The sequence below is a fragment of the Candidatus Electronema sp. PJ genome (assembly GCF_048287395.1).
GTDB lineage: Bacteria > Desulfobacterota > Desulfobulbia > Desulfobulbales > Desulfobulbaceae > Electronema.
The window spans coordinates 1-22,158 of the sequence record NZ_JBLWEO010000019.1 but is presented as its reverse complement, the minus strand read 5'-3'; the positions used below and the strand labels follow the sequence as shown (position 1 = coordinate 22,158).

At 52.1% G+C, this 22,158-nt stretch carries 20 protein-coding genes; 16 read left to right on the top strand and 4 right to left on the bottom strand.

Annotated features, from left to right (window positions below; translation table 11 throughout):
- Positions 1–189: 189 nt before the first annotated feature.
- Entirely contained in the window at positions 190–498 is a 309-nt protein-coding gene (locus ACNKIB_RS02600; RefSeq protein ID WP_417908983.1) for a hypothetical protein, read from the top strand.
- 121 nt (positions 499–619) lie between these two features.
- Here the strand turns inward: ACNKIB_RS02600 and ACNKIB_RS02595 are convergent, their stop codons facing one another.
- Both ACNKIB_RS02595 and ACNKIB_RS02590 read right to left on the bottom strand, forming a co-directional pair.
- Complete coding sequence (locus tag ACNKIB_RS02595; protein ID WP_417908982.1) at positions 620–2,386, bottom strand: hypothetical protein; 1,767 nt, start codon at positions 2,384–2,386, stop codon at positions 620–622.
- A gap of 690 nt (positions 2,387–3,076) precedes the next feature.
- Complete coding sequence (locus tag ACNKIB_RS02590) at positions 3,077–4,372, bottom strand: hypothetical protein (RefSeq protein ID WP_417908981.1); 1,296 nt, start codon at positions 4,370–4,372, stop codon at positions 3,077–3,079.
- Between the two features lie 450 nt (positions 4,373–4,822).
- Between ACNKIB_RS02590 and holA the strand changes: the two genes are divergently transcribed.
- From holA to extJ, 5 genes are all read left to right on the top strand, one after another.
- Positions 4,823–6,166: a DNA polymerase III subunit delta gene (gene holA, locus ACNKIB_RS02585; RefSeq protein WP_417908980.1), complete on the top strand. Its 1,344-nt coding sequence runs from the start codon at positions 4,823–4,825 to the stop codon at positions 6,164–6,166.
- 163 nt (positions 6,167–6,329) lie between these two features.
- Positions 6,330–6,647: an ATP-dependent Clp protease adapter ClpS gene (gene clpS / locus ACNKIB_RS02580; protein WP_417908979.1), complete on the top strand. Its 318-nt coding sequence runs from the start codon at positions 6,330–6,332 to the stop codon at positions 6,645–6,647.
- A 41-nt stretch (positions 6,648–6,688) separates the two neighbouring features.
- Entirely contained in the window at positions 6,689–8,983 is a 2,295-nt protein-coding gene (clpA, locus tag ACNKIB_RS02575; protein WP_417908978.1) for an ATP-dependent Clp protease ATP-binding subunit ClpA, read from the top strand.
- Positions 8,984–9,171: 188 nt separating this feature from the next.
- The gene (locus ACNKIB_RS02570) at positions 9,172–9,663 is read left to right on the top strand and encodes a TlpA disulfide reductase family protein (protein ID WP_417908977.1); all 492 of its coding nucleotides are present in this window, start codon (positions 9,172–9,174) and stop codon (positions 9,661–9,663) included.
- Positions 9,664–9,805: 142 nt separating this feature from the next.
- Entirely contained in the window at positions 9,806–10,009 is a 204-nt protein-coding gene (gene extJ / locus ACNKIB_RS02565) for a selenite/tellurite reduction operon protein ExtJ (RefSeq protein WP_417908976.1), read from the top strand.
- A 108-nt stretch (positions 10,010–10,117) separates the two neighbouring features.
- Here the strand turns inward: extJ and ACNKIB_RS02560 are convergent, their stop codons facing one another.
- Positions 10,118–10,363, bottom strand: a complete 246-nt coding sequence (locus tag ACNKIB_RS02560) for a hypothetical protein (protein ID WP_417908975.1) — start codon at positions 10,361–10,363, stop codon at positions 10,118–10,120.
- A 366-nt stretch (positions 10,364–10,729) separates the two neighbouring features.
- Here ACNKIB_RS02560 and gyrB point away from each other — a divergent pair, with 366 nt between their 5' ends.
- The 9 genes from gyrB to ACNKIB_RS02515 all read left to right on the top strand — a co-directional run bounded on the left by gyrB (position 10,730) and on the right by ACNKIB_RS02515 (position 20,540).
- On the top strand, positions 10,730–13,141 hold the full coding sequence (gyrB, locus tag ACNKIB_RS02555) for a DNA topoisomerase (ATP-hydrolyzing) subunit B (protein WP_417908974.1): 2,412 nt from the start codon (positions 10,730–10,732) through the stop codon (positions 13,139–13,141).
- 489 nt (positions 13,142–13,630) lie between these two features.
- Entirely contained in the window at positions 13,631–15,106 is a 1,476-nt protein-coding gene (locus tag ACNKIB_RS02550) for an SEC-C metal-binding domain-containing protein (RefSeq protein WP_417908973.1), read from the top strand.
- Position 15,107: 1 nt separating this feature from the next.
- The gene (locus ACNKIB_RS02545; protein ID WP_417908972.1) at positions 15,108–15,974 is read left to right on the top strand and encodes an Rpn family recombination-promoting nuclease/putative transposase; all 867 of its coding nucleotides are present in this window, start codon (positions 15,108–15,110) and stop codon (positions 15,972–15,974) included.
- Positions 15,961–16,863, top strand: a complete 903-nt coding sequence (locus ACNKIB_RS02540; protein ID WP_417908971.1) for an Rpn family recombination-promoting nuclease/putative transposase — start codon at positions 15,961–15,963, stop codon at positions 16,861–16,863. The genes ACNKIB_RS02545 and ACNKIB_RS02540 overlap by 14 nt, the downstream gene beginning before the upstream one ends.
- A 21-nt stretch (positions 16,864–16,884) precedes the next feature.
- Positions 16,885–17,292 carry a bacteriohemerythrin gene (locus ACNKIB_RS02535; protein WP_417908970.1) on the top strand — a complete coding sequence of 136 codons (408 nt, stop codon included), beginning with the start codon at positions 16,885–16,887 and terminating at the stop codon, positions 17,290–17,292.
- Positions 17,293–17,325: 33 nt separating this feature from the next.
- Positions 17,326–19,839, top strand: a complete 2,514-nt coding sequence (gene gyrA, locus ACNKIB_RS02530; protein WP_417908969.1) for a DNA gyrase subunit A — start codon at positions 17,326–17,328, stop codon at positions 19,837–19,839.
- 1 nt (position 19,840) lies between these two features.
- The gene (locus ACNKIB_RS02525) at positions 19,841–20,110 is read left to right on the top strand and encodes a hypothetical protein (protein WP_417908968.1); all 270 of its coding nucleotides are present in this window, start codon (positions 19,841–19,843) and stop codon (positions 20,108–20,110) included.
- Entirely contained in the window at positions 20,107–20,268 is a 162-nt protein-coding gene (locus tag ACNKIB_RS02520; RefSeq protein ID WP_417908967.1) for a hypothetical protein, read from the top strand. The genes ACNKIB_RS02525 and ACNKIB_RS02520 overlap by 4 nt, the downstream gene beginning before the upstream one ends.
- A 38-nt stretch (positions 20,269–20,306) precedes the next feature.
- Positions 20,307–20,540, top strand: coding sequence for a toxin-antitoxin system TumE family protein (locus ACNKIB_RS02515; protein WP_417908966.1), 234 nt, complete (start codon positions 20,307–20,309; stop codon positions 20,538–20,540).
- A 294-nt stretch (positions 20,541–20,834) separates the two neighbouring features.
- Here ACNKIB_RS02515 and ACNKIB_RS02510 read toward each other — a convergent pair whose 3' ends face one another.
- A complete protein-coding gene (locus ACNKIB_RS02510; RefSeq protein WP_417908965.1) occupies positions 20,835–21,581 on the bottom strand; it encodes a hypothetical protein in 747 nt (248 codons plus the stop codon).
- Positions 21,582–21,795: 214 nt separating this feature from the next.
- Here ACNKIB_RS02510 and ACNKIB_RS02505 point away from each other — a divergent pair.
- Positions 21,796–22,158: hypothetical protein (locus tag ACNKIB_RS02505; protein WP_417908964.1), on the top strand; the 363-nt coding region annotated here is incomplete at its 3' end.

The window sequence follows — 22,158 nt, the reverse complement described above, 5'->3', positions numbered from 1 at the left end:
GCTTGCCCCGCGAGTTTTCCCTTGATGGGCTGAAGTTCGCCCTGCCTGAACAATCTACACCCGCAGTGTTGGTTCCTTTTCTGTGATCCTGTGTTTTTTTGTCTGGCTGCGGTCGAGATACGCTCCGCTGTAGATTTTCTTGAATAAATATACCACGTTTTCTGCCGAAGAGCAGCCGAAAACGGCCTGATGCACACTGGAATTGCCCTAATTCCAATTAACATCGGGCCGTTTCAAATTGGAATCGCCTTGATTCCTGTTGGAATTGGCTCAATGTTAACAGGAATTGCCCCGATTCCAATTGACTTTAGGCCGTTTCCGATTGAAATCGCCTTGATTCCTGTTGGAATTGGTTCAATGTCAACAGGAATTGCCCTAATTCCAATTGACTTTAGGTCGATTCCGATTGGAATCGCCTTGATTTCTGTTGGAATTGCCCCGATTCCAGTTGACTTTAGAGCGATGCAAGCGGCAAACAACCAAGGTGCGAACGGCTGACGGCTCTCTGTGGCTGTATGAGTGGTGTTTCCTCTCTGCTTTAACACCTCGCGCTGTATCAAGCGAAAGTTCGCAGTTAGATCTCTATAGAACAGGTCGTAGGGTATTTGTCCAGCCTCGCTTACGGCTCCACATACTTTGGGCAAGCCCGCTTTGCATCATAATCCCGATAGGCTGGATCATCGTACCGCTTATGGCATTGCAGACAAAGGCCAACCCGCAGGATACGCCGCAGTTCTTCGGCATTAAACGGGCGCAAATCAGGCCGCGAACCATGCTGGAGTTGCTTGCCATCAATGGTGACAAAGGCATCCAGCGGCACGGTACGGCCTTTCAGCGTATCCACGCCTTGATCCACCGGATAAAATTCCCATTTCCCATCCTTCTTTGTCACCGTGCCTTGGCCAAGGCCGACGGTTTTCGTTGAGGTATGGCAATCGGCGCAGGCGCGACCTTGTGCCTGGGTGGTGTGGGGATTAATGGCTGCCATCGTGAAGCGATTAAAGCCGCCCTCAACCTTGCCGTTCTTGTCGATCAAGGTGACAACATCTTGGCAACCAGGGGTGACGATCACCACCTTGTCTTTCCAGACACCTAACATCGGTTGTTCGTAGCGGATATAGGAGCGGCTTTCTTTCCACCAGCCCGGCGTTTCCTGTAAACTCAGTTTGTCTAAATGGGTATCAGTCATGTCGCGTTTGACATGACAACCATAGCATTGCGGTACCCAAGTGGAATGGCAGGACTCGCAGGTTAGGCGTTTGTGGCCGGGATAGGCGCAGGCATCTTGCTTAGGCGGCTTGAGCGGGCGGACTTGGCCGTCATTGCGACCTGTCAGCACAAAGCCACCGTCCTTTTCTTGCTTGATATTGGTGATTTTTCGGCCCTTGCGGGTCAAGCCTGGTGCCTTGGTGTGACAACCTGCGCAGCTAATCTCCAACTGTTCTTCATAATGAACATACTGCGTACCATCGCCCATAATCTCTTCGCGGGTATGGCAGTCAATGCAGGACATGCCTTTGGTGTGATGCACATCTTCAGCGATTTCCAGGTAAAAACGTCCTCCTGGTAGCCGCTTTGAGGATAACTTGCCCTGCTCATACGGGGTGCCGTATCCTTCCCCTTCAAACAAACCAGTATAAGAAATCCCAATTCGGCCTGAACGATTGTGGCAACGAATGCAATTCTCATCCGGCACCTTCTTGCTCGTCAACGGATGCGGCTTTTTACCCTCCAGCTTCTTGTCTTCAAACGAGGTTACGGTTGTTCGTTGATCACCTTTGGCTGGGATGTAATGACAGGCAGAACAGCCGCCGCCTTTTTCATTGAAAAACTTTAGCTCTGGCTTATCGGGCAGGTCGTTTTTCTGCTTCCAGAGATGGCAGGTAGCGCAGAGCTTACGATAATAATCTAAGGCCAGAGAGTTTTCGCCACTTTTAAGAAGTTGTTCAACGGTAATGCCGGCGTGTTGAGTGTCTCGCTCGCCCCAATAATACAGCAGGGTGGAAAGAATGCCTCGATTGGTGGCCATAAGGGAGTTTTTCACCTTCTGGACATCTGCTGGGTGACAGCCTGCCTTGCCGCAGGATTTCTCAACCACGCGCAGGTCGCCTGGATTGAGCACCATGCCCTTGTGGGCCTTGTCTTTGTCAATAGCAGCGGCATCGCCGAGATGACAAGGCGAGCAACCGATGACCTGGGCCGCGTGCGCTGGATCAGGTTGCTCGTCTTTGTGGCAAGACAAGCACATTTCAAGAAAACCAGCCGTGGTCACTTCGATCTGTTCAGGCCGTTCGGTCTGTCGTTCCTGATAAACAAGATAGCCGATCAGGAAGAGGATAAAGGGCAGGGCGGCAAGAAGGCGAAAGGGTTTGCGGAATGAGGACATAGAGTGTTGGCCGGAAGTAGAAAGTGGATCAATTGCCCTCACTATAACCTCTGCCTGCTGATTTTGGCAACTATGGAGCGTTCAGCGCGGATGTACTTCATTTTTTCGGTTGGCATTCTTTCGGCAATGCAGAATGCTAGTTCGCAAGAGTGAAGCGACGATCAATGCGCTTTAATCCGGCCTTTTATACTGATTTGTCTCAGTAAATTTCTTCTCTCTCCAGATTCTAAACCGCTTACGCCCTGTTTCAAGCGGGTCTTTTGCCACTTCGAATGCCGTATTCGAAGCTTCGAATGAGGCATTTGAAGCATCAAATGAAGCATTCGATGCTTGGAACGTGACATTTGAAGTTTCAAATACGGCGTTCGATGCTTCAAATGCCTCGTTTGAAACCTAGGATGAGGCACTTGAAACGTCAAACGTGGTATTCGGTGTTTAAAACGCCGCGTTTAAAGCTTCGAATGAGGCATTCGATGTTGCAAATGCCTCATTTGAAACTCAGGATGCGGCATTTGAAGTTGCAAATACGGTATCCGAACTGGGCGATGCCTCGTTGAAAACCTAAAACTTGGCACGCAAAACGAAGAGGAAGGCGAACGAAGTAGCGGATTGGGCGAGAGGGAAATGAGATGGCGAGATAAAAGGCCGCTGCGCCTTGATAAGAAGACGCAGCGGGAGTGATTGGCGGAATTATTCTCCTGGAAGTGCCTGGATACAGCGGACGCTGAAGCCATCCGAACGACCGGTGCCGTACATGTTAAGACCAAAGGATTTATCGAAGGTAAGATACCAGGCAAAGCTGTTATTACTAACTCCGCCAGCGTTAAAGCTGTTATCAATCGAACTGGTCCAATAGTTGCCGCTGACACCTTCGTAAATTGGAGCACCTGCTGTATAGCCACGGAGGCCTGAAGCGGTTAGCTTTATTGGAGAATTAAACAATGCATCATAAGCACTGCCATACTGTGTTATCTCTGCCCAAAACTCTTCTCTGGTTGGTAGCCGAAATCCGGCGGGACAAGGGTTGTTGATCCCAGATACGCCCTGCCATAAATTATCGTTTTGCGGATTTCTCCAATCATACGGCTTCACTGATGTTGCAATAAAATTCCCATTACTCGGGACATCATTGGAACTGAGCGTCGTTGTGGTGCTGCTTGTCCGTTTCTCATGCCCATCCGTCAATCTGCCCCATTGGTACAAATCACCATAAGCCTCCGCATCTGTTAGGCTGGTTGCTGCCCGTGAAGCACCAAGATTACGGTCCATCCATACCCGGCCTGTTAAAGAAGTCACGGTGGGAACAGTAGAGACGGGTTTCAATTCAATGACGACGCTGCCAACACCTGTGCCTGTTCGATCACTACGAGATCGTATGGTTCTGTTAAACGCTGCATAGATATCATTGTTTCTCGGCCCGGTAGCATCATTCTGATCATTGAGAGCGTAAAGATATTGAGAATTAAGCTCTCCAACTCGACTTGGATGGCTCCATCCTAAGAATTTATCTTTTACCCGTAAGGTGATATCTGAACTTCCTCCTGTCAATGTATAGTTCAGCAATGGATTTCCAGCAGGGTTGTCGTCGTTTGCGTAAGCGGCCATTGAGCTGTTGACAATCTGCATCTCTGCATCGTTGCTCTGGGTTCCAGAATCACCCTTGTAACCGTCGTTTGTGCTTGAGTCACCAATATTGACCGTCCAACCCGTACTTGGTTGGGTATATCTCACCTGAAAACTGGCTTCTTTGTAGAGAGAAGGATTGGCTGCGCCATCAAGAGTAACCTTGACAAGAGCCTTTCCTGTTCCTGGTTGACCGGCAGTGGCTTGTGTCAATGATTGAATTGCAATCTCAGGAATGCTCCCACAATTGTGCGTGCCCTGATCAAGATTAACTGAACAAGATACAGATTCAGCATGAGCTGAAATCACTGATACTAATCCAAGAGCAACTGCCGACATGCAAGATACCTGATACCGCTTCATGATTTCTCTCCTTCTTTATTGCTTATTATCCTTTCTGAGATTATTCTCAGAAAGTTGTTTTTTTCAATTAAGCAATATCTGTGCCAGAAATTGTTTATAAGGAGAAATAAATTTCAAAGAGCATGTCTTCTGTATGAAAAATAGCAAGAAGTCAGGTGGATAAATAAACAAGAGAGCGGAAAAAAGATGCGAGAATGGTTATCAATTCTATATCTTATCCTTATAAAACAGGCAATACTTGATACGTTGAGTGACAAAATTTGTCAGTCGCTGACAATTTTTGTCAGTGGATCACCTGCGCAACGCGTTTTGTTCTTTGCGACAGCAGCCCAGGCCGTTTTTCGGAACTAAACCGGCGGAAATCGGCTTTTATCTTTTGACAATCTTCCCGGCCAGTGCTAAACCCCATGCAGAAGGTTTAAATATGCACCCAGCGCACCCGGCCCGAACATGCCCCTTTACGACCGCAGCAAGCTGAACGACCTGCTCCGCGAGATCAACGGTAGCAGCCCTTTTCCGGCCTTGCTGCTCTTTGGCGAACGCTCGCTTTGCCAGCAAGCTGCCGAGCAAATCAGCGCAGCTCTCTGCGTTCAAGGCGGCACAGTACACGCGATAGACGGTGACAGCGAAGACCACAGCACCACCTTGGCCAAACTGCGCAGTTTCAGTTTGCTTGGTGGCAGACAGGTCTTCCGGGTCAACGGCAGTAGGCTCTTTCTCTCCAAAAACGTAGCGGAGTCGATCTGGAAAAAGGCGGTCAAAGCCTGGGAAGAGGGCAATCAGGACAAAGCAGCCAAGCAGCTACGCGCCATGCTCGCTGCTGCCGGGCTTGATAGCGCGGATGATCCGGGGAGTTTAAGCAATGAGCAGTGGAAAAAATGCTTTGGCTTTGCCAAACCCGCAGGCAATCTGAACTGGACAGCCTCGCTGCTTGAACAGATGGAGGTCGCGAAATCAGGCCTTTCTCCTGGAGATGCGGGAGAGCTGTTGCTGGCGGCTTTAGAAAGCGGTCTCCCGAAGAACAATACGTTGCTGCTACTCGCGGAAGAGGTTGATAAGCGCAAGAAGCTGTATAAGGCCTTTAGTGCAAAATTTGCCGTGCTCGATCTGAGCGTTGACACCGGCTCTTCCTCGCAGGCAAAAAAAGAACAAGAGGCTGTGCTACGCGAGCAAATCGACAAGGTGCTGAAAGACCTTGGCAAGACTCTCGATAAAGGCGTGATGGAACAGCTGCTCGAGCGAGTAGGCTTTCATCCCAGCGCAGCTATGATGGAAACGGAAAAGCTGGCTCTGTCAGTTGGTAATGCGCCGAGAATTACCTTAGATGACCTCAACCGAATGGTGGGCCGCACTCGTGAAGAAGCGGTTTTCGAGCTGACCGAGGCAGTGGGTAATTTGAATTTGGATAAGGCTCTGCTGATCGCAGGCCGCCTGCAAGAAAATGGCATTCATGGGCTAGCAGTTTTGGCTACTCTACGCAATTTCACCCGCAGTCTGCTTCTTTTTCGTGCTTTGCAAGAACAAGAGCAGTATCGCTATCGGCCCGGCATTGCGCCGAATGTCTTTCAGGAACAGTGCCTGCCTTTGCTCAAGGCTAACCCGCGCTGGCAGAGCGAGCTGTCTGGTCACCCTTTTGCGGTGTATATGAAATTTAAAACTGCCTCTGCCTTCAGCCTGCCGCAACTTAGGAAGTGGCTGCAATTGCTCCTCGCTGCTGATCGGCGACTGAAAGGCTCGCCAGTGCTTGCCGACACTGTGGTGCAGCATTTATTGCTCTCCATGATGATAAGATGATGATAACCGCAGCTTCGGACAAAGGAAACTTGCAAAATCGGAATCGGGCATTATACAATACAAAGAAGGAAGATGTTCTTTCCTGTTCCGACAGGCCCCTGCGCGCGGGGCAAAAGAGTCGGAGCGCAACCTTAGCACGCGGACGCAGCAGGCCGCTGGGAAGATGAGCACCACAACGCATTCAGGAACCAGAGAAGAGACCTTAGTCAAAGACAGGGAACGGCTTACAGAGCCGCCCTTGTACAAGGTGCTTCTGCATAACGACGACTACACGACCATGGATTTCGTCGTCATGATCCTTGTGACGATTTTCGGCAAGGACACGGAAGAGGCCACCGCGATCATGCTCAATGTTCATCATCAAGGGCACGGTGTGGCAGGTGTGTATTCGCGTGAGATCGGCGAAACCAAGGTCGCTGAAGTGCATCAATTGGCCCGGAAGAATCAGTATCCCCTGAAATGCTCCCTGGAACGGACCTGAAGCCTGAACAGACTAAAATTTAAATTCATATAGATGCCATCATGTTAAGCCGAAAATTAGAGCTGGCCCTCATCAAGGCCATCAAAGAAGCGAAATCGAAGAAGCATGAGTATGTGACCGTTGAACACATGCTCTGGGGGCTGCTGCATGATGACATGACCACCCACATCATTGAGAAATGCGGCGGCAACAATGACTCACTCAAGGAGCGGCTAGAGGAATTCCTTGCCGCTGGAATTCCGGTTTTACAGACTGGCAAGACCGAGCCGTCTCAGACTGTGGCCTTCAACCGCGTCCTCCAGAGGGCGGTCAACCATGTCCAGAGCGCAGGCAAGCGGGAGGTTGATACCGGCGATGTGCTGGTCTCCATCTTTGCCGAGCCGGATTCGCACGCGGTCTATTTCCTCGGCAGCGAGGGCGTAGGTCGGCTGGAGGTGATGGAGTATCTCTCCCATCACATGGCTGAGAGCGCGGCTAAGAATGATTCCTTGCCCTCGTCGAGGCCGCCAGAGCAACCGGACAGCCCAGCCAAGGAGCAGAAGAAAAAAAACGAAGGCGAGGATCCGCTAGAGCAATATACAGTCAACTTTGCTGAACTGGCTGCTAAGGGCAAGATTGACCCTCTGATCGGTCGGGATCGCGAGCTGGAACGAATGATGCAGGTGCTCTGTCGCCGCCGCAAGAACAATCCGCTCTTGGTCGGCGAACCGGGCGTGGGCAAGACCGCTATTGCCGAAGGACTTGCCCTGCGCATTCACGAGGACGCTGTGACCCGTAAGTCTGCCCAGCCTGATCCGGCCAAGTTAGTTCCGTCCCTGCTTCAGGACACAACGATTTACATGCTCGACATGGGATCGCTGGTGGCCGGCACTAAGTACCGGGGCGATTTTGAGAAGCGGCTGAAGGCGGTGGTGAACACCATTGAAAAGATGGACAAGGCCATCCTCTTCATCGACGAGATGCACACCATCGTTGGCGCAGGCGCGACCAGTGGTGGCTCAATGGATGCTTCCAACCTACTCAAGCCCGCGCTTCAGGCCGGAACCATCCGCTGCATCGGTTCGACCACCTATGAGGAGTACAAAAATCATATCGAGAAAGACCGTGCCCTGTCGCGTCGCTTCCAGAAAATCGACGTGGAAGAGCCATCAGTAGAGGACACCTGCGCCATCCTGCGCGGTCTCCAACCCCGCTACGAGCAGCATCATCAGCTCAAATATGCGGATGAGGCAATTCAGGCCGCTGCCGAGCTGGCCAATCGTTATATCAACGACCGCTTTCTGCCCGACAAAGCCATCGACGTAATGGACGAGGTTGGCGCGTCGATGCGGCTGGCTGGGAAAATCGGTACGACCGTGACGATGGCTGACGTGGAGGCGATTGTCACTAAAATGGCGAGGGTTCCGGTGGTCTCCAAGGTCAACAACCAGACCGAGGGGCTACGCTATCTCGAAAAAGACCTAAAGTCGGTTATCTTCGGCCAAGACGAGGCGGTGGTTGAAGTGGTGCGGGCAGTGAAACGGGCCAGGGCTGGGCTGGGCAATCCCAATGCCCCTGCTGGCTCCTTCCTCTTTGCCGGCCCCACTGGTGTGGGCAAAACCGAGGTAGCCCGCCAGCTTGCCCAGTCGCTGTCCGTTCATTTTGAACGCTTCGACATGAGCGAGTATATGGAAAAGCACGCGGTGTCGCGGCTGATTGGCGCACCTCCGGGCTACATCGGCTTTGAACAGGGCGGCCTGCTCACCGATGCAATCCGCAAGCACCCGCACACTGTGCTGCTGCTGGATGAGATCGAAAAGGCCCACCCAGATGTCTTTTCGATCCTGCTTCAGGTCATGGATCATTCCACCCTGACCGACAACAGCGGGCGGCGGGCAGATTTCCGCAACGTGATCCTGATCATGACCACCAACGCAGGGGCGCGGGAGATGACTGAGCGCACCATCGGTTTCACTGGCGATTCCAAAGGCAAGGAGCAGAAGGCGTTGAAGAATCTGTTCTCACCAGAATTCAGGAACCGCTTGGACAGCATCATCACTTTCCATCCCCTGGAGATGGGAGCGGTAGAGCGGATCGTTGGTAAGATGATTCTGGAGCTACAAGGCCAGCTAGCTGACAAAAACGTGACCATCACCTTGACCCCAACTGCCCGCAAAAGGCTGGCCGAGCAGGGCTATGACCCGGCCTTTGGTGCCCGGCCCATGCGCAGGTTGATCATGAAAGAGATCGGCGACGTGCTGACCGAGGAGATTCTCTTTGGCAAACTGAGCAAGGGAGGCAAAGCGCGTATTGGCTATAGTAAGGGCAAGATGACGTTTGATTACTCCCGCTCGTGACCGTTACTCTGGCAGGCTGCAAGAAGCATTCCGCAGCAGCCTGCCTTCTTCTTGAACATGCCCTCACCTTCCTGGGTTGACAAAACAGCACTGATGGAGTTAAAAAAGGTGCAGCTAGGAAAAAATGCAGACTTTTTCCGTGTTGTTCCTTCTCTCCATAACCACGAACAGGTATTCTAATGTATCCAATGACAAAAATTAAAGCAGTGGCCCTGGCTGCTCTGCTCCTCTTGCTGCCCGGCAATCCGGTGCTGGCTGCCAAAGCTATGCCCTCTTTCTCGCTCTCTGCTGTTGCTGATGCCAAAAAAATCAGCAGCGATGATTTTAAGAATAAGGTGCTGCTCGTTACCTTTTTTGCTACTTGGTGCCCTCCCTGCCGGGAAGAAATTCCAGATTTTATCAAGCTGCAAGAAAAGTTAAGCAGCAAGGGCTTTTCCATGCTCGGTATCTCTGTTGACGAGACCGGGCCTGCGGGAGTGAAAAACCTGATTGAGCAGGAGAAGATTAACTACCCTGTGGCCATGGCCGATGCAAGTGTTCTGACGGGATTCGGCGGTATTTCGGGTATTCCCACCTCTTTTCTGATCAACCGCAAAGGCGATGTGGTCAAGTATTATCCTGGTTATGTCCCCAGTAGCGTTCTTCAGGTGGACATTGAGCAGGTAATGGCAGAGAAGTAGCAGCGACCTTCTGCGGCGGCAGGCGAAGATGGAGGTTTCATCTTGACAAGCCGAGGCAAACGCATTACAGTTAATCGAAAATGTTATCCGGTTTCTCTAACCCGGAAATTTTACAGTAGAAAATTATTCCAGGAGATTTCTTATGAAGAAGATCGTTTCCGCAGTTATGGCCACAGCTTTTGTCGCTACCGCTGTCATCGCTTTTGCCGCAGCCAAAAAAGAGACCTGTAAGGTTGATGTTGTAGAAGGCGACAAGGTGACTATGACCTGCACGAAGCCCGAGCTGAAAGCAGGTGATAATGTAGAAGTACAGGTAAAGGTAGAGAAGCCGGTTGAAGGCTGCTGAAAAATAGAAGGCAACTTCTTTGTTGTACAAAAGCCGGTGATGCAGAAGTCACCGGCTTTTATCATGCAATGATGTATGGATTTATATGGCAAAACATTCCATTTTTCCTCAGTTGTAAAGGAGTTTGGCCGAGTAAAACTCCTTGGTGAGTCGGAAGAACTCATTTGCAACTGAGCCGAACTCCTTTCTCAGTCGGCAAAACTCCTTTGGTAATCGGCCAGACTCCTTTTCTGCTTGGCCAAACTTCTCTCCAAGTCGGCAGAACTCCTTTGCGGCCAAGCAAAACTTCTTTCCTCGCGAGTAGCATTCGAGCCAGAAGAGGTCTAAAACAGCAGGGCAGAGGTTTTGATGCAACTACCTTGCTGACAAATCTTGCCAAGATCTATAAAATTCCGTTGAGAACTTCACGCTCATCACGTGGCCTGCATCTCTTGGATTTTTCTGGAGAGCTGACTGCACAAGAACAGATGCTATCTGATCCTCTTGCTTATCTGTAAGCTCTATTCCACGCCTTGAATCACCTGCTGGATTTAAAGCCATCTTTTTTCGCAAACATCCCTTTTGTCACGCCTCGCTCTCCTGATAAAATCCTTTGCAATCAGGAGATTTTTCCCCGTTTTCAGCAGAAATATGGTATGATAAGCCGCTTCCGGCAGGATGCTGGCTGCCGCTGCGCAACTCTGCCGCGTTTCGTATTAATTCTTCAAAAAAGGCAACCAAGTGAGCGAACAGGAAAACTCGTCCTACGGGGCGGATCAGATCAAGGTTCTTGACGGGCTTGAGGCGGTGCGTAAGCGTCCGTCCATGTATATCGGCAACACGGCGGAGGAAGGGCTGCATCATCTGATTTACGAGGTGGTGGACAACTCGATTGACGAGGCGCTGGCCGGATATTGCAACCGGATCAGCGTGATCCTCCTCGAAGACGGTTCTTGCTCGGTCGAAGACAACGGACGCGGCATTCCGGTTGACAAGCACCCGACGGAAAACATGACCGCTCTTGAGCTGGTGCTGACCACCTTGCACGCAGGCGGCAAGTTCGACCATTCTTCGTACAAGGTTTCCGGCGGACTGCATGGCGTGGGCGTGTCAGTGGTCAATGCACTCTCCACCCATGTGACCGCTGAGGTGCGGCGCAACGGCAAGCTCTACCGGCAGACCTTCTCCTACGGCGCGAAGACCAGCGAGCTGGAAGTGGTCGGCACGAGCGAGCACACCGGCACCACCATCACCTTCAAGCCAGACCCGGAGATATTCACCCAGACCGTCGCTTTCAAATACGAGATCGTCCTCAACCGGCTGCGCGAGCTGGCTTTTCTCAACCGGGGCATTCATATTTCCCTGAAGGATGAGCAGAGCGGGGCCGAAGATCTGTTTCATTACGAGGGCGGCGTGGTTGAATATGTTGAGCACCTTAACCGCAACCGCACCCCGATTCATCCGCAGCCGATCTTTCTTGAAGGCGAGCAGGAGCAGGTGCAGGTCGAGGTCTGTCTGCAATATGTTGACAGCTACACCGAGCGGCTGGCCTCCTTTGTCAACAACATCAACACCCGCGAAGGCGGCTCGCATGTGGCGGGCTTCCGCGCCGCGCTGACCAAGTGCATCAACAAGTACGCCACCGACGACATTGTGCCCAAGCACATGAAGGAGAAGATGGAGGGCGACGATGTGCGCGAGGGATTGACCGCGATTATCTCGGTGCGGGTGCCGAATCCGCAGTTCGAGGGCCAGACCAAGACCAAGCTGGGCAACTCGGAGGTGAAGGGCATTGTCGCTTCCATCTGCACCGAGCAGCTTGGTGATTACTTGGAGCGCAACCCGCAGGTGGCGCGGCAGATACTCAGCAAGGCGGTTGAGGCAGCGCGGGCCAGAGAAGCGGCGCGGAAGGCGCGGGATTTGTCGCGCAAGAAAGACGGCATCTCTCTGCTGATGGCAGGCAAGCTGGCTGAATGCCAGTCAAAGAATCCGGCAGAGCGGGAGTTGTTTCTCGTGGAAGGAGATTCAGCAGGAGGGAGTGCCAAGCAAGGCCGCGACCGCTCCATCCAGGCCATCCTGCCCCTGCGCGGCAAGATCATGAACGTGGAAAAAGCCCGTTTCGACAAGATACTCGACTCTGAGGAGATCAAGCAATTGATCGCCGCGATGGGCACCGGCATCGGGCGGGAGGAGTTTGACGCGAGCAAACTGCGCTACCACAAGATCATCATCATGACGGACGCGGATGTGGACGGCGCGCATATCCGCACTCTGCTCCTCACCTTCTTCTACCGCCAGATGCTGCCGCTGGTCGAGCAAGGTTATGTCTATATCGGCCAGCCGCCGCTCTACCGCTTGGGCCGGGGCAAGAAGGAGCAGTATTTCCTTGATGAGGACGCGCTCAACAACCACCTTTACGACCAGGCGGCGCAGTTTGTGCAAGTCCGCCTGGAGAACGGCAGCGAGCTGGCCGGGCAAGAGTTAGTCAGTTTGCTGAAGAAGCTGACTCTGTTCGAGCGCATCAGCACCTTCTTGGAGCGGATGAACATTCAGGAGCAGCTCACTCTCTTCTTGCTCGAAAACGATGTCCATTCAGCGGATCAGTTCAAGGAAGAAGCGTTCCTGCACGGGCTGCTGGCAGAGCTATCCAGCATCAATGCCGTCACCAGCGGCATCCGCGTCTGCGCGACCCGGCCCAGCTGCTTTGAGGCGGAGGCGGCCTTCCAAGGTTTGGCCCACACCCGCGCGGTCATCGGGCCGCATATTCCGCTGATTCCCGAATACCGGCTCGGTCTTGATCTCTATCCTGAAATCAGGGAGCATGTCGGCAGCAGTTTCACCCTTTGCAAGAACGCCGCTTCTGGTCAGGAGAAGGAAATCCCGGCCAAAAACTGGCGCGAGCTGATTCGCGTCGTCCGTGAGGAGACCTTCCGGGGCAGTCACCTCCAGCGCTATAAAGGTTTGGGCGAGATGAACCCCGAACAGCTTTGGGAAACGACGATGAACCCGGCCAACCGCACCCTGCTGCGCGTCAGAATTGAAGATGCCGAGGCTGCGGATGATCTGTTTGTCACCCTGATGGGCGATAAGGTGGAGCCACGGCGCGAGTTCATCCAGAACCACGCGCTGGAGGTTTCGGAGTTGGATGTATGAACGGATGCTGCCGAAATGGCGGCAGCTCAATTCGGCAAACAACCGGGGCTACGGAACAAATGCGCGGCCCCGTTAGACGAAAGTGCCTGCCCTCTTTTGAAAAGAAGGTCTCTGTTTTACGATAGGACGTGTCCTCTTTTAAAGAGAGGTGCCCCTTTCGTTAAAGGAAGTTGCCTTATTAAAAAAAGGGCATGGCCTTTTGTTAAAAGCAGATGTCCTCCTTAAAAAAGGAGAGGAGCTTTTCTTGAAAAGGCACGCCCTCTTAAGAAAAGTGCCTGTCCTTTCTAAAAGAGGGCTTGAGCGCGGAAGAAAAGGAGACTGCCTTGAAAAGATCGGAGCTGGACTGCCAACGTTGATGCAGCCTCATCCGAATCAGTTGCTCGTCCAAGCGTAGATTGGCGACGAGGAAGTTTTCGAGATAGATGTATGAAGATGCAGTGTAGTTATTGATATTGAATAATTAGACAGTTAAATTTTTTGAGATAGAACATGATAATTAAATCAGAAGGAGTAAATGATTCGGAAAGGCTGTTAGCAAATCTCTGCGATAAAACTTTTCTAAAGTTATGGAGTTATCCGAATCCGTTTAATGAAAAGCAAGTAGAATTATGCGATGTTTTGGCAGTTTTTGAGGATAATATTTTTGTATTTTTCGATAGATCAAGTCGTATTCTTGATAATAAAGAAAAAGATATTAATGTAATCTGGAATCGCTGGAAAAAAGAAGTTATCGATAAGCAGATACAAACCGCCAACGGTGTGGAAAGATACATCAGAAGCGGGAGAAAAATATTTCTTGATCAAAAATTAGAGATTCCTTTGCCTATAAAATTTGACTATAACCAAGCGAAGATTCATAAAATAATAATTGCGCATGGAGCCGAAGAGACTTGCAGAAATTTTTTCGGTGGAGACAGCTACGGCAGTTTAGCAATGGAGTATAGCAGGAAGGAAAATGCCAACAATACAAAAAAACCGTTTTTTATTCATGTAGACAAAGAAAATCCTGTTCATATTTTTGATAGTTTTAATCTTAAACTTATCTTTGATGAGCTTGATACAATATATGATTTCTCAGAGTATTTGAATGCAAAAACAGAAGCTATAAATAAATATGAATTATTTGTTTATAGCGGCGATGAAGACCTTCTCGCTGTTTATTTTATGAATTTTAACAAATCAACTAACAAACATTATATTGCATTTAATGGATATACTGGTGGATTACTTGCTGAAGGTTTCTGGGAAGGATTTATCAAGAGAGATGAATATAAAGAAAAGAAAGAAGCAGATAGAATATCATATTTTTGGGACGATATAATTCAAAAAACATGCGGATATGCACTTGAAGGAAGGATGATCGGCAGCAGCACACTCTTTGACGGAAGAAGTGCTATCCATGAAATGGCAAAAGAACCGAGATTTGTTCGTCGTGAATTATCAAAAATAATAATCAAAGCAATAGAAGACTTCCCTGAACCAGTGCCTTCGGCCCCTTCTTTCTTAAGGAAGGTGTCTTTGATTCCTTCCTTTTACAAAAACAAAGCGTATTTATTTTTGCAGCTACATTATCCTGTTGTAACCAGAGAAGAATATAGACAATTCAGACTGGAGATATTAAAGATTGCTTGTGGGGCAGCAAAAAACGAATTCAGTCACTTAACAACGATAGTAGGTATAGCGACGGATCCTCCTGAATATAGCGATATGGTTTCTGTAGATTTTAATCTTATGGACTGTAGCAACTGGACAGACGAGCAGAGGATGTATTATGAAGAAGAAAATGAGCAACTTAATTTCTTTAAAACTAAGGAGTTAACCGTATCGCCGATAAAAATGACTGAATTCCCTCAAGAAAGCAGAAAGAAAATATCGCAAAAGACGAAGATAGGTCGTAATGATCCGTGTCCATGCGGTTCCGGCAGAAAATACAAGAAATGCTGTATTGATATCAAGTTATCCTGATATGGAAAAACTCATCCGCTTTGACTGGGCAATCAAAAAGCTCCTGCGCGACAAGGCCAATTTTTCCGTGCTGGAAGGCTTCCTCAGCGCAGTGCTGAATGAAGACGTGACCGTGGTCAATCTCTTGGAGAGCGAAAGCAATCAAGAAGACAGCTTCGACAAATTCAACCGCGTTGATCTGCTGGTTGAAAACAGCAAGAAAGAGCTGCTGCTGATCGAAGTGCAGGTAAAATCGGAATACGACTTCTTTCATCGTATCGCCTACGGTGTCGCCAAACTGATGAGCGAATACTTGGAAAAAGGGCAGCCGTACCGCGAAATCAAAAAGATTATCTCGGTCAGCGTCACGTATTTCAGCCTTGGCATTGGCACGGATTATCTCTATTACGGCTCCACCAATTTTGTCGGCATGCACACCGGCGACATCCTCGCGCTGACTGAGAAACAGCAGGAGCTGTTCGGCATCAGCGAGGTGCGGAAGATTTTCCCTGAGCATTATCTCATCCGCGTGGAAGATTTCCCTGACAAAGTGCAGTCTGCGCTCGATGAATGGATTTACATGCTCAAGCACAGCGAGGTGCAGCCTGATTTCAGAGCCAAGCATATTCAGGAGGCTTCCGTGAAGCTGCGAATTATGAATCTGGACGAGCCGCAGCGGAAAGCCTATGATGAATACATGCAGAATGTGTCGTATCAGCAGTCCATGCTTTGGTCTTCCCATGAAGAAGGGCGACATGAGGAGAAAATCGCCATAGCTCGCAACCTGCTGGCGCATGGCATTGCGATAGAGGTCATCACCGCCAGCACAGGCTTGTCCAGCGGAGAAATAGCCGCTTTGCAGAAAGGAGAAGGTCATGCAGTTCCTTGACGTGAGAACCGACTTCGCTTTCAAGCGGGTCTTTGGCAGCGAGCAGTCAAAAGGCATTCTGATTGACTTCCTCAACGCCATCATTGATTTCGGCGACGAGAGAATCACTGATCTGACCATTGTTGATCCCTATCAGGTGCCGCCGCTGAAGGGCATGAAGGACAGCTATGTTGACGTGAAGGCAGTGCTGTCCAATCGAGCTAAAGTCATCATCGAGATGCAGGTGCTCAATGTCGAAGGCTTCGAAAAGCGGGTGCTGTACAATGCTGCCAAACTCTACTCCTCGCAGCTCAGACGCTCCCAGCAGTATGCGGGCTTAGAGCCGGTCATTGCCCTGACCATCACCGACTTCGAGATGTTCAAGGACTTCGACAAGGTGATTTCGTACTGGAACCTGCGGGAGAAGGAGCAGCTTGTCCAATACAGCGACGAGATCGAGCTGATCTTTGTCGAGCTGCCCAAGTTCAAGAAAGGCGAGGCCGAGCTGCGCACAGTCACGGACAAGTGGATATACTTCATCAAAAACGCGGGTGCGCTCGACTTCATCCCCAAGACCTTCACCGAGCTGCCGCTGCTGGAAGCCTTTGATCTGGCCAACACTGCCGCCCTGAGCGAGGAGGAGCTGGAAGTCCAATTCAAACGCCGAGACTTCATCATGCTCCAGCAGGGGGCGTTGATCAAGGCGGAGAAGGATGGGTTGGCGAAGGGGATGGAAAAGGGTATGGCGAAAGGCTTAGAGCAAGGCATAGAGAAAGGTATGAAAGAAGGAAAGCGCGAGGCAAAACTTGCCATTGCCCGCAGCCTGCTGGCGCATGGCATTACGCTGGATGTCATCGCGGCTAGCACAGGCTTGTCCGGCGAGGAGCTTACCAGCTTGCAGAAACAATAACAGCAACCGGGAGGTGTCAAGATGAGTCTGATAACTTGGGACGAGAGCTTGAGCGTCAATGTGGCGGAGATTGACAAGCAGCACCAGAAGCTGGTGGCGATGATCAACGAGCTACATGATGCGATGAAGAGCGGCAAAGGGAAGGATGTGTTAGGTAAAATCATCAGCGGCCTGATCAGCTACACCGACACCCATTTCAAAGTGGAAGAGAAATACTTTGCTCAGTTTAAATACCCTGATTCAGCGGCGCACATGAAAGAGCACACCGCCTTTGTCAAGAAGGTCTCTGAGTTCCACAGCGACTTTGAAGGAGGCCGCCTCACCGTCTCCATCGACACCCTGTACTTCCTGCGCGACTGGCTGCAAGGCCACATCAAGGGAACGGACAAGAAGTACAGCGCATTCTTCAATCAGAACGGCCTGCGCTGACCCGCAGCCGACAACCACGAAACAAGGCAAGGCATGAGCACAGCAGAAGCAGCGCAGGACGAAATCCTGCCCGAAGCGATACAGACCGTTGATATTGAGAAGGAACTGCGCAAGTCCTATCTGGACTACGCCATGTCCGTGATTGTTGGCCGCGCCCTGCCGGACGTGCGCGACGGCCTCAAGCCGGTGCACCGGCGCTGCCTCTACGCCATGCGCGAGCTGGGCACATTCCACAACCGGCCCTACGTCAAGTCGGCGCGCATTGTCGGCGACGTGATCGGCAAGTACCACCCGCACGGCGACACAGCGGTCTATGACACCATCGTGCGCATGGCCCAGGACTTCTCCCTCCGCTATCCGCTCGTGGATGGCCAGGGTAACTTCGGCTCCATGGACGGCGACTCAGCGGCGGCGATGCGCTACACCGAGGCCCGCATGAGCAGGCTGGATCAGGAACTGGTGGCGGACATTGACAAGGACACGGTGGACTTCATCCCCAACTACGACGGCTCGCAGCAAGAGCCAACCGTCCTGCCCGCCCGCATCCCGAACCTGCTCCTTAATGGCTCTGAGGGCATTGCGGTGGGCATGGCGACCAAGATTCCGCCGCACAACCTGAGCGAGCTGATGGATGCGCTCATCGCCCTGAGCGGGAACCCGGAGCTAAACGTGGCCCAGCTGATGGAGCACATCACTGGCCCGGACTTCCCCACCGGCGGCTTCCTCTGCGGACGGTCGGGCATCTACGAGGCTTACGAGACAGGACGCGGCAGACTGGTCATGCGCGGCAGGCTGCACGTGGAGCGGCGCAAGAAGGGCGAGGGCGAGGCCATCGTGGTCACGGAAGTGCCGTTCCAGCAGAACAAGGCTGACCTTGTGCAGCGTATCGCTCTGCTGATGAAGGAGAAGCGCATCACCTCGATTGCCGAGGTGCGCGACGAGTCTGACCGTGACGGCCTGCGCATTGTCATGGACTTGAAGCGGGATGAGAATCCCGACGTGACCATCAATCAGCTCTACACCCTCACGCCGCTGCAAAAGAGCTTTGGCGTGATCATGCTCTGCATTGTCAATGGCAGGCCAGAGATACTCAACCTCAAGCAGCTGCTTGTTCACTTCTTGGAGCACCGGCGCACCGTAGTCTATCGGCGCACTGCCTTTGACTTGGGCAAGGCTGAGGAACGCGCTCATCTCTTGGCAGGACTGAAGATTGCCTTGGACAACCTCGATCCAGTGGTTGAGCTGGTGCGAGCTGCGGCTGGGCCAAGCGATGCCAAGGCCGGGCTGATGGAGCGTTTCTCCCTGTCCGAGCTGCAAGCGCAAGTCATCTTAGACATGCGCTTGCAACGCCTCACTGGTCTGGAGCGCGACAAGATCATTCAAGAACACATGGAGATCAACGAGCGCATCACCTATCTGAAGCAGGTGCTGGCTGATGACACGCTGGTCATGCAGATCATCCGCGACGAATTCCGCGAGATCCGCGAGCAGTACGGCGACAGCCGTCGCACTGAGCTAATTGAGATGCCGGACGAGATCCTGCCTGAGGACATGATCGCTGCTGAAGAGATGGTGGTGACTGTCTCGCACAATGGCTATATCAAGCGCAATGCTCTCAGCCTCTACCGGGCGCAGCGGCGCGGTGGCAAGGGCGTGGCAGGCATGGCTGACAGCAAGGATGACTTCGTCTCCGGTCTCTACACCGCCTCCACCCTCGACACCTTCCTCTTCTTTACTAACTTAGGGCGGGTCTTCTGGCGCAGGGTCTATGAGCTGCCTGAAGGCGGGCGCACCGCCAAGGGCAGGGCCATAGTCAACCTGCTGGAGCTGGGTGAGGGCGAGAAAGTGGCTGCTATTCTGCCTGTTGCCGACTTGGCGAACGCCGATGAGAGACTGTCCATTGTCACCGTGACCAAGAAGGGCGTGGTCAAGAAGACCAGCATCGCCGAGTACAAGCGGCCCATGCGCAAGGGCAAGATCGGCCTGACTATCCGCGAGGATGACGAGATCCTCTGCGCGGCCATCACATCAGGCGAGGACGAGGTCTTCCTTGTCACTCGGCAGGGCATGTCCATTCACTTCCAAGAAGATGACGTGCGCACAGTAGGCCGGACAGCCGCCGGGGTCAAGGGCATCACCCTGACAGACGACGATGCGGTAGTCGGCGCAGTGGTGCTGAAGAAGAGCGAATGCGAGTCAACCTCCATCCTGACAGTGACGGAGAACGGCTACGGCAAGCGCACGGCAGTGTCTGAGTACCGCCTGCAAAGCCGTGGCGGTAAAGGGGTCTCCACAATCAAGACCAGCGAGCGCAACGGCATGGTGGTCGGTGCCTTGCAGGTGGAGGACAGCGACCAGGTGATGCTGATTGCCAACTCGGCCAAGGTCATCCGTATGCCGATGGATTCTATGCGCGTCATTGGCCGCAACACTCAGGGCGTGCGTATGATCAACCTCGGTGAGGGCGAGCGGGTGGTGGACATGTCCATCTTGGCGCGCTCTTCTGGCGATGTGGAGCCGGAGGACGACGCAGGCGGAGAGGAGTGATATGGAACCGCACGATCTGCTGCTGGACATTCATGCGCTTGAAGAAGACCTCCTGTCCTTCGAGCGCAAGTACGGAGTCCGCTCCGACCTCTTCTATGCTGCTTATGTCAAAGGCGAGGAGCCGGAGGACGACGCATGGATGCTGGACTTTGGCGAATGGGGCAGCGTCTATAAGACATGGCTGTCTCGGCTGGCCGAATACCGCAATGCCGTGCAGCGGCGCGGCAGCCGTGTTCCCACCCTGAGAGGGCTGATTCAGGTCGCCGCATGAGCAGCCCGCTCCGCAGCCCAGAAGACTACGAGCTGTTCATCTACACCATTGCCGAGCAGTTCCCCGCAGTGCGGCGATCAAACTTGGTCTTTGTCCGGCGCGGCATAACCTTGGCCGTGTTGAAGGGGAGCTGCTCTTTGCGCAGGGCTTTCGTCTGACGCTGCGTGAGCGCATCCTCTACAACCGGCTGCCAGCAGTGATTGACTGGTACGGCTACGAGGTCTGGAAAGGTGAGGAGAAGCTGTATTGGTATGACTCCCAGCCGCACCCAGACGAGCCGTCGCTGGCAGCCACGCATCCGCATCACAAGCATGTGCCGCCGAACATCAAGCAAAACCCCATTCCAGCGGTCAACATGAGCTTTCACCAGCCCAACCTGCCTGCGCTGATTGCCGAGATTGAGGCTCTGCTTGCCCAGCAGCCGTGCTGATGACATCAGGCACCCTCTGTCGGAGATACCATAGTGACTCCAGCAGAGACACTACGCTGACTCTGGTGGAGACACCAGGCTTACTCCAGTGGAGTCATTAGAGTGACTCTGGTGGAGACACTCTAATGACTCTATATGAGATACTCTGCTGACTCCTATGGAGTCATTATGGTATCTCTTGAGGGAGATACCGTAGTGTCTCTTTTGGCTTGCCTGCTAAGTCTGTTGGATTCTGTTGTGCGTCACCCTACTGCACCTGCTCACACTGAAGTAACGACCAAGGTCATCAGATTGTTAGCTAGCTTGTTTCGTAAGTTCAGCGAGCCGTAGTGCAGATGGATGAAGATAGAGCCACCACGTCACCTGTCGCATTGTCCCAGGCTCATCAATATGTCGTTCGCTGTCTTCTTGGTAATCCCATTGCTGTTCGCGCACGTCATCAGAGATTAGTCCATGCCGTTTCAGTTTTAGTGCCCATGATCCAATATCGGTCGCAAGGTTCAGCGGGCCAAGCGAAATATCGGTTTCGCGTCGCCATGTTGAATCGATTAATTCTTCGCCCATGTTAATCGAAAGTGAGCCATGACGTGTGGATGTATCGTCAGTGTCAATATTTCTTCGGTTGGCATGATCGAGAGCAAACGCAGAGAACTCTGCTAACTCGGCATCTGATAGTTCCTCGGCTGCGCTGAATATTGCATCTTCCTCATCATCAGCAACTGATTCACGTGTCACAAGCTCTGCTGTCAGCAACGCTATAATTCGCGGACCAAGCGAACGAGACTTCGTAAAACACACTGAACGATATGCGTCAAAAAGTACCTGAGACCGACGATCATCACTGAGTAGATCATCAAGCAACTGTTGCAATTCCAATTCAGTCGTGCCCTCTGATGCGATAGCTCCGCAGAAAGCATCGAAAAATTGTTTAGCGCGGAACCGCCCCCACCGTTCAATAACGTGAGTGCGTACCATTGACTCAGCGATTTCAGTTAGTTTTCCGGTCGCGTAACCGGCAATAAGTGAAGATATCGGTTCCATTCAGGCCTCTGTGTGAAATGAGTTGCTTGACTTCTATAGTTGTACAACTCCAATATTCATGCTTCTTCTAAGATACCTCTCTACTTTGTAGCCTGCAAGAAGTTCCCCCCGCAGCACCGCAACAATCCCATTGACAAACCCTCTGCCGCGCTTTAGTTTTGCCTGAAGCAGCACCCTTCCGCATTTCTCCTCACCCTCTCACCGGAGAACGATCATGGCGACGATTCTATGGCGGCCTGTAGTCAATGCTCTCACTACTCCCAAGTCCTACCGGATGCAAGCTGTGCCGCGCAGCACGGACGGCTACGACGAGATGGCGGCGGACATCTCCACAGAGCAGCCTATCTACAGCGAAGAAACCATCAAAGGACTGGCCCCGCTGATCATGAAGTGGATTCAGCAGCGGCTGATCAATGGTAGTCAAGTCACCTTGCCAGAAGCCTTCAGCTTCCATCTTTCCTTCACCGGCAAGCTGAACCACCCGGATGACCCGCTGCCAGCGGGCAACGACATGCTCCAAGTCAATGTGCGCGTGTCCCAGGTTTATGTCAAAGAGGTGCGGCATCTCGGCAAACTG

Bases quoted from the DNA above. Each gene is read 5' to 3' on its own strand.
- ACNKIB_RS02600 (WP_417908983.1), top strand. From the start codon at position 190: ATGCACACTGGAATTGCCCTAATTCCAATTAACATCGGGCCGTTTCAA.
- ACNKIB_RS02595 (WP_417908982.1), bottom strand. From the start codon at position 2,386: ATGTCCTCATTCCGCAAACCCTTTCGCCTTCTTGCCGCCCTGCCCTTT.
- ACNKIB_RS02590 (WP_417908981.1), bottom strand. From the start codon at position 4,372: ATGAAGCGGTATCAGGTATCTTGCATGTCGGCAGTTGCTCTTGGATTA.
- holA (WP_417908980.1), top strand. From the start codon at position 4,823: ATGCCCCTTTACGACCGCAGCAAGCTGAACGACCTGCTCCGCGAGATC.
- clpS (WP_417908979.1), top strand. From the start codon at position 6,330: ATGAGCACCACAACGCATTCAGGAACCAGAGAAGAGACCTTAGTCAAA.
- clpA (WP_417908978.1), top strand. From the start codon at position 6,689: ATGTTAAGCCGAAAATTAGAGCTGGCCCTCATCAAGGCCATCAAAGAA.
- ACNKIB_RS02570 (WP_417908977.1), top strand. From the start codon at position 9,172: ATGACAAAAATTAAAGCAGTGGCCCTGGCTGCTCTGCTCCTCTTGCTG.
- extJ (WP_417908976.1), top strand. From the start codon at position 9,806: ATGAAGAAGATCGTTTCCGCAGTTATGGCCACAGCTTTTGTCGCTACC.
- ACNKIB_RS02550 (WP_417908973.1), top strand. From the start codon at position 13,631: ATGATAATTAAATCAGAAGGAGTAAATGATTCGGAAAGGCTGTTAGCA.
- ACNKIB_RS02545 (WP_417908972.1), top strand. From the start codon at position 15,108: ATGGAAAAACTCATCCGCTTTGACTGGGCAATCAAAAAGCTCCTGCGC.
- ACNKIB_RS02540 (WP_417908971.1), top strand. From the start codon at position 15,961: ATGCAGTTCCTTGACGTGAGAACCGACTTCGCTTTCAAGCGGGTCTTT.
- ACNKIB_RS02535 (WP_417908970.1), top strand. From the start codon at position 16,885: ATGAGTCTGATAACTTGGGACGAGAGCTTGAGCGTCAATGTGGCGGAG.
- gyrA (WP_417908969.1), top strand. From the start codon at position 17,326: ATGAGCACAGCAGAAGCAGCGCAGGACGAAATCCTGCCCGAAGCGATA.
- ACNKIB_RS02525 (WP_417908968.1), top strand. From the start codon at position 19,841: ATGGAACCGCACGATCTGCTGCTGGACATTCATGCGCTTGAAGAAGAC.
- ACNKIB_RS02520 (WP_417908967.1), top strand. From the start codon at position 20,107: ATGAGCAGCCCGCTCCGCAGCCCAGAAGACTACGAGCTGTTCATCTAC.
- ACNKIB_RS02510 (WP_417908965.1), bottom strand. From the start codon at position 21,581: ATGGAACCGATATCTTCACTTATTGCCGGTTACGCGACCGGAAAACTA.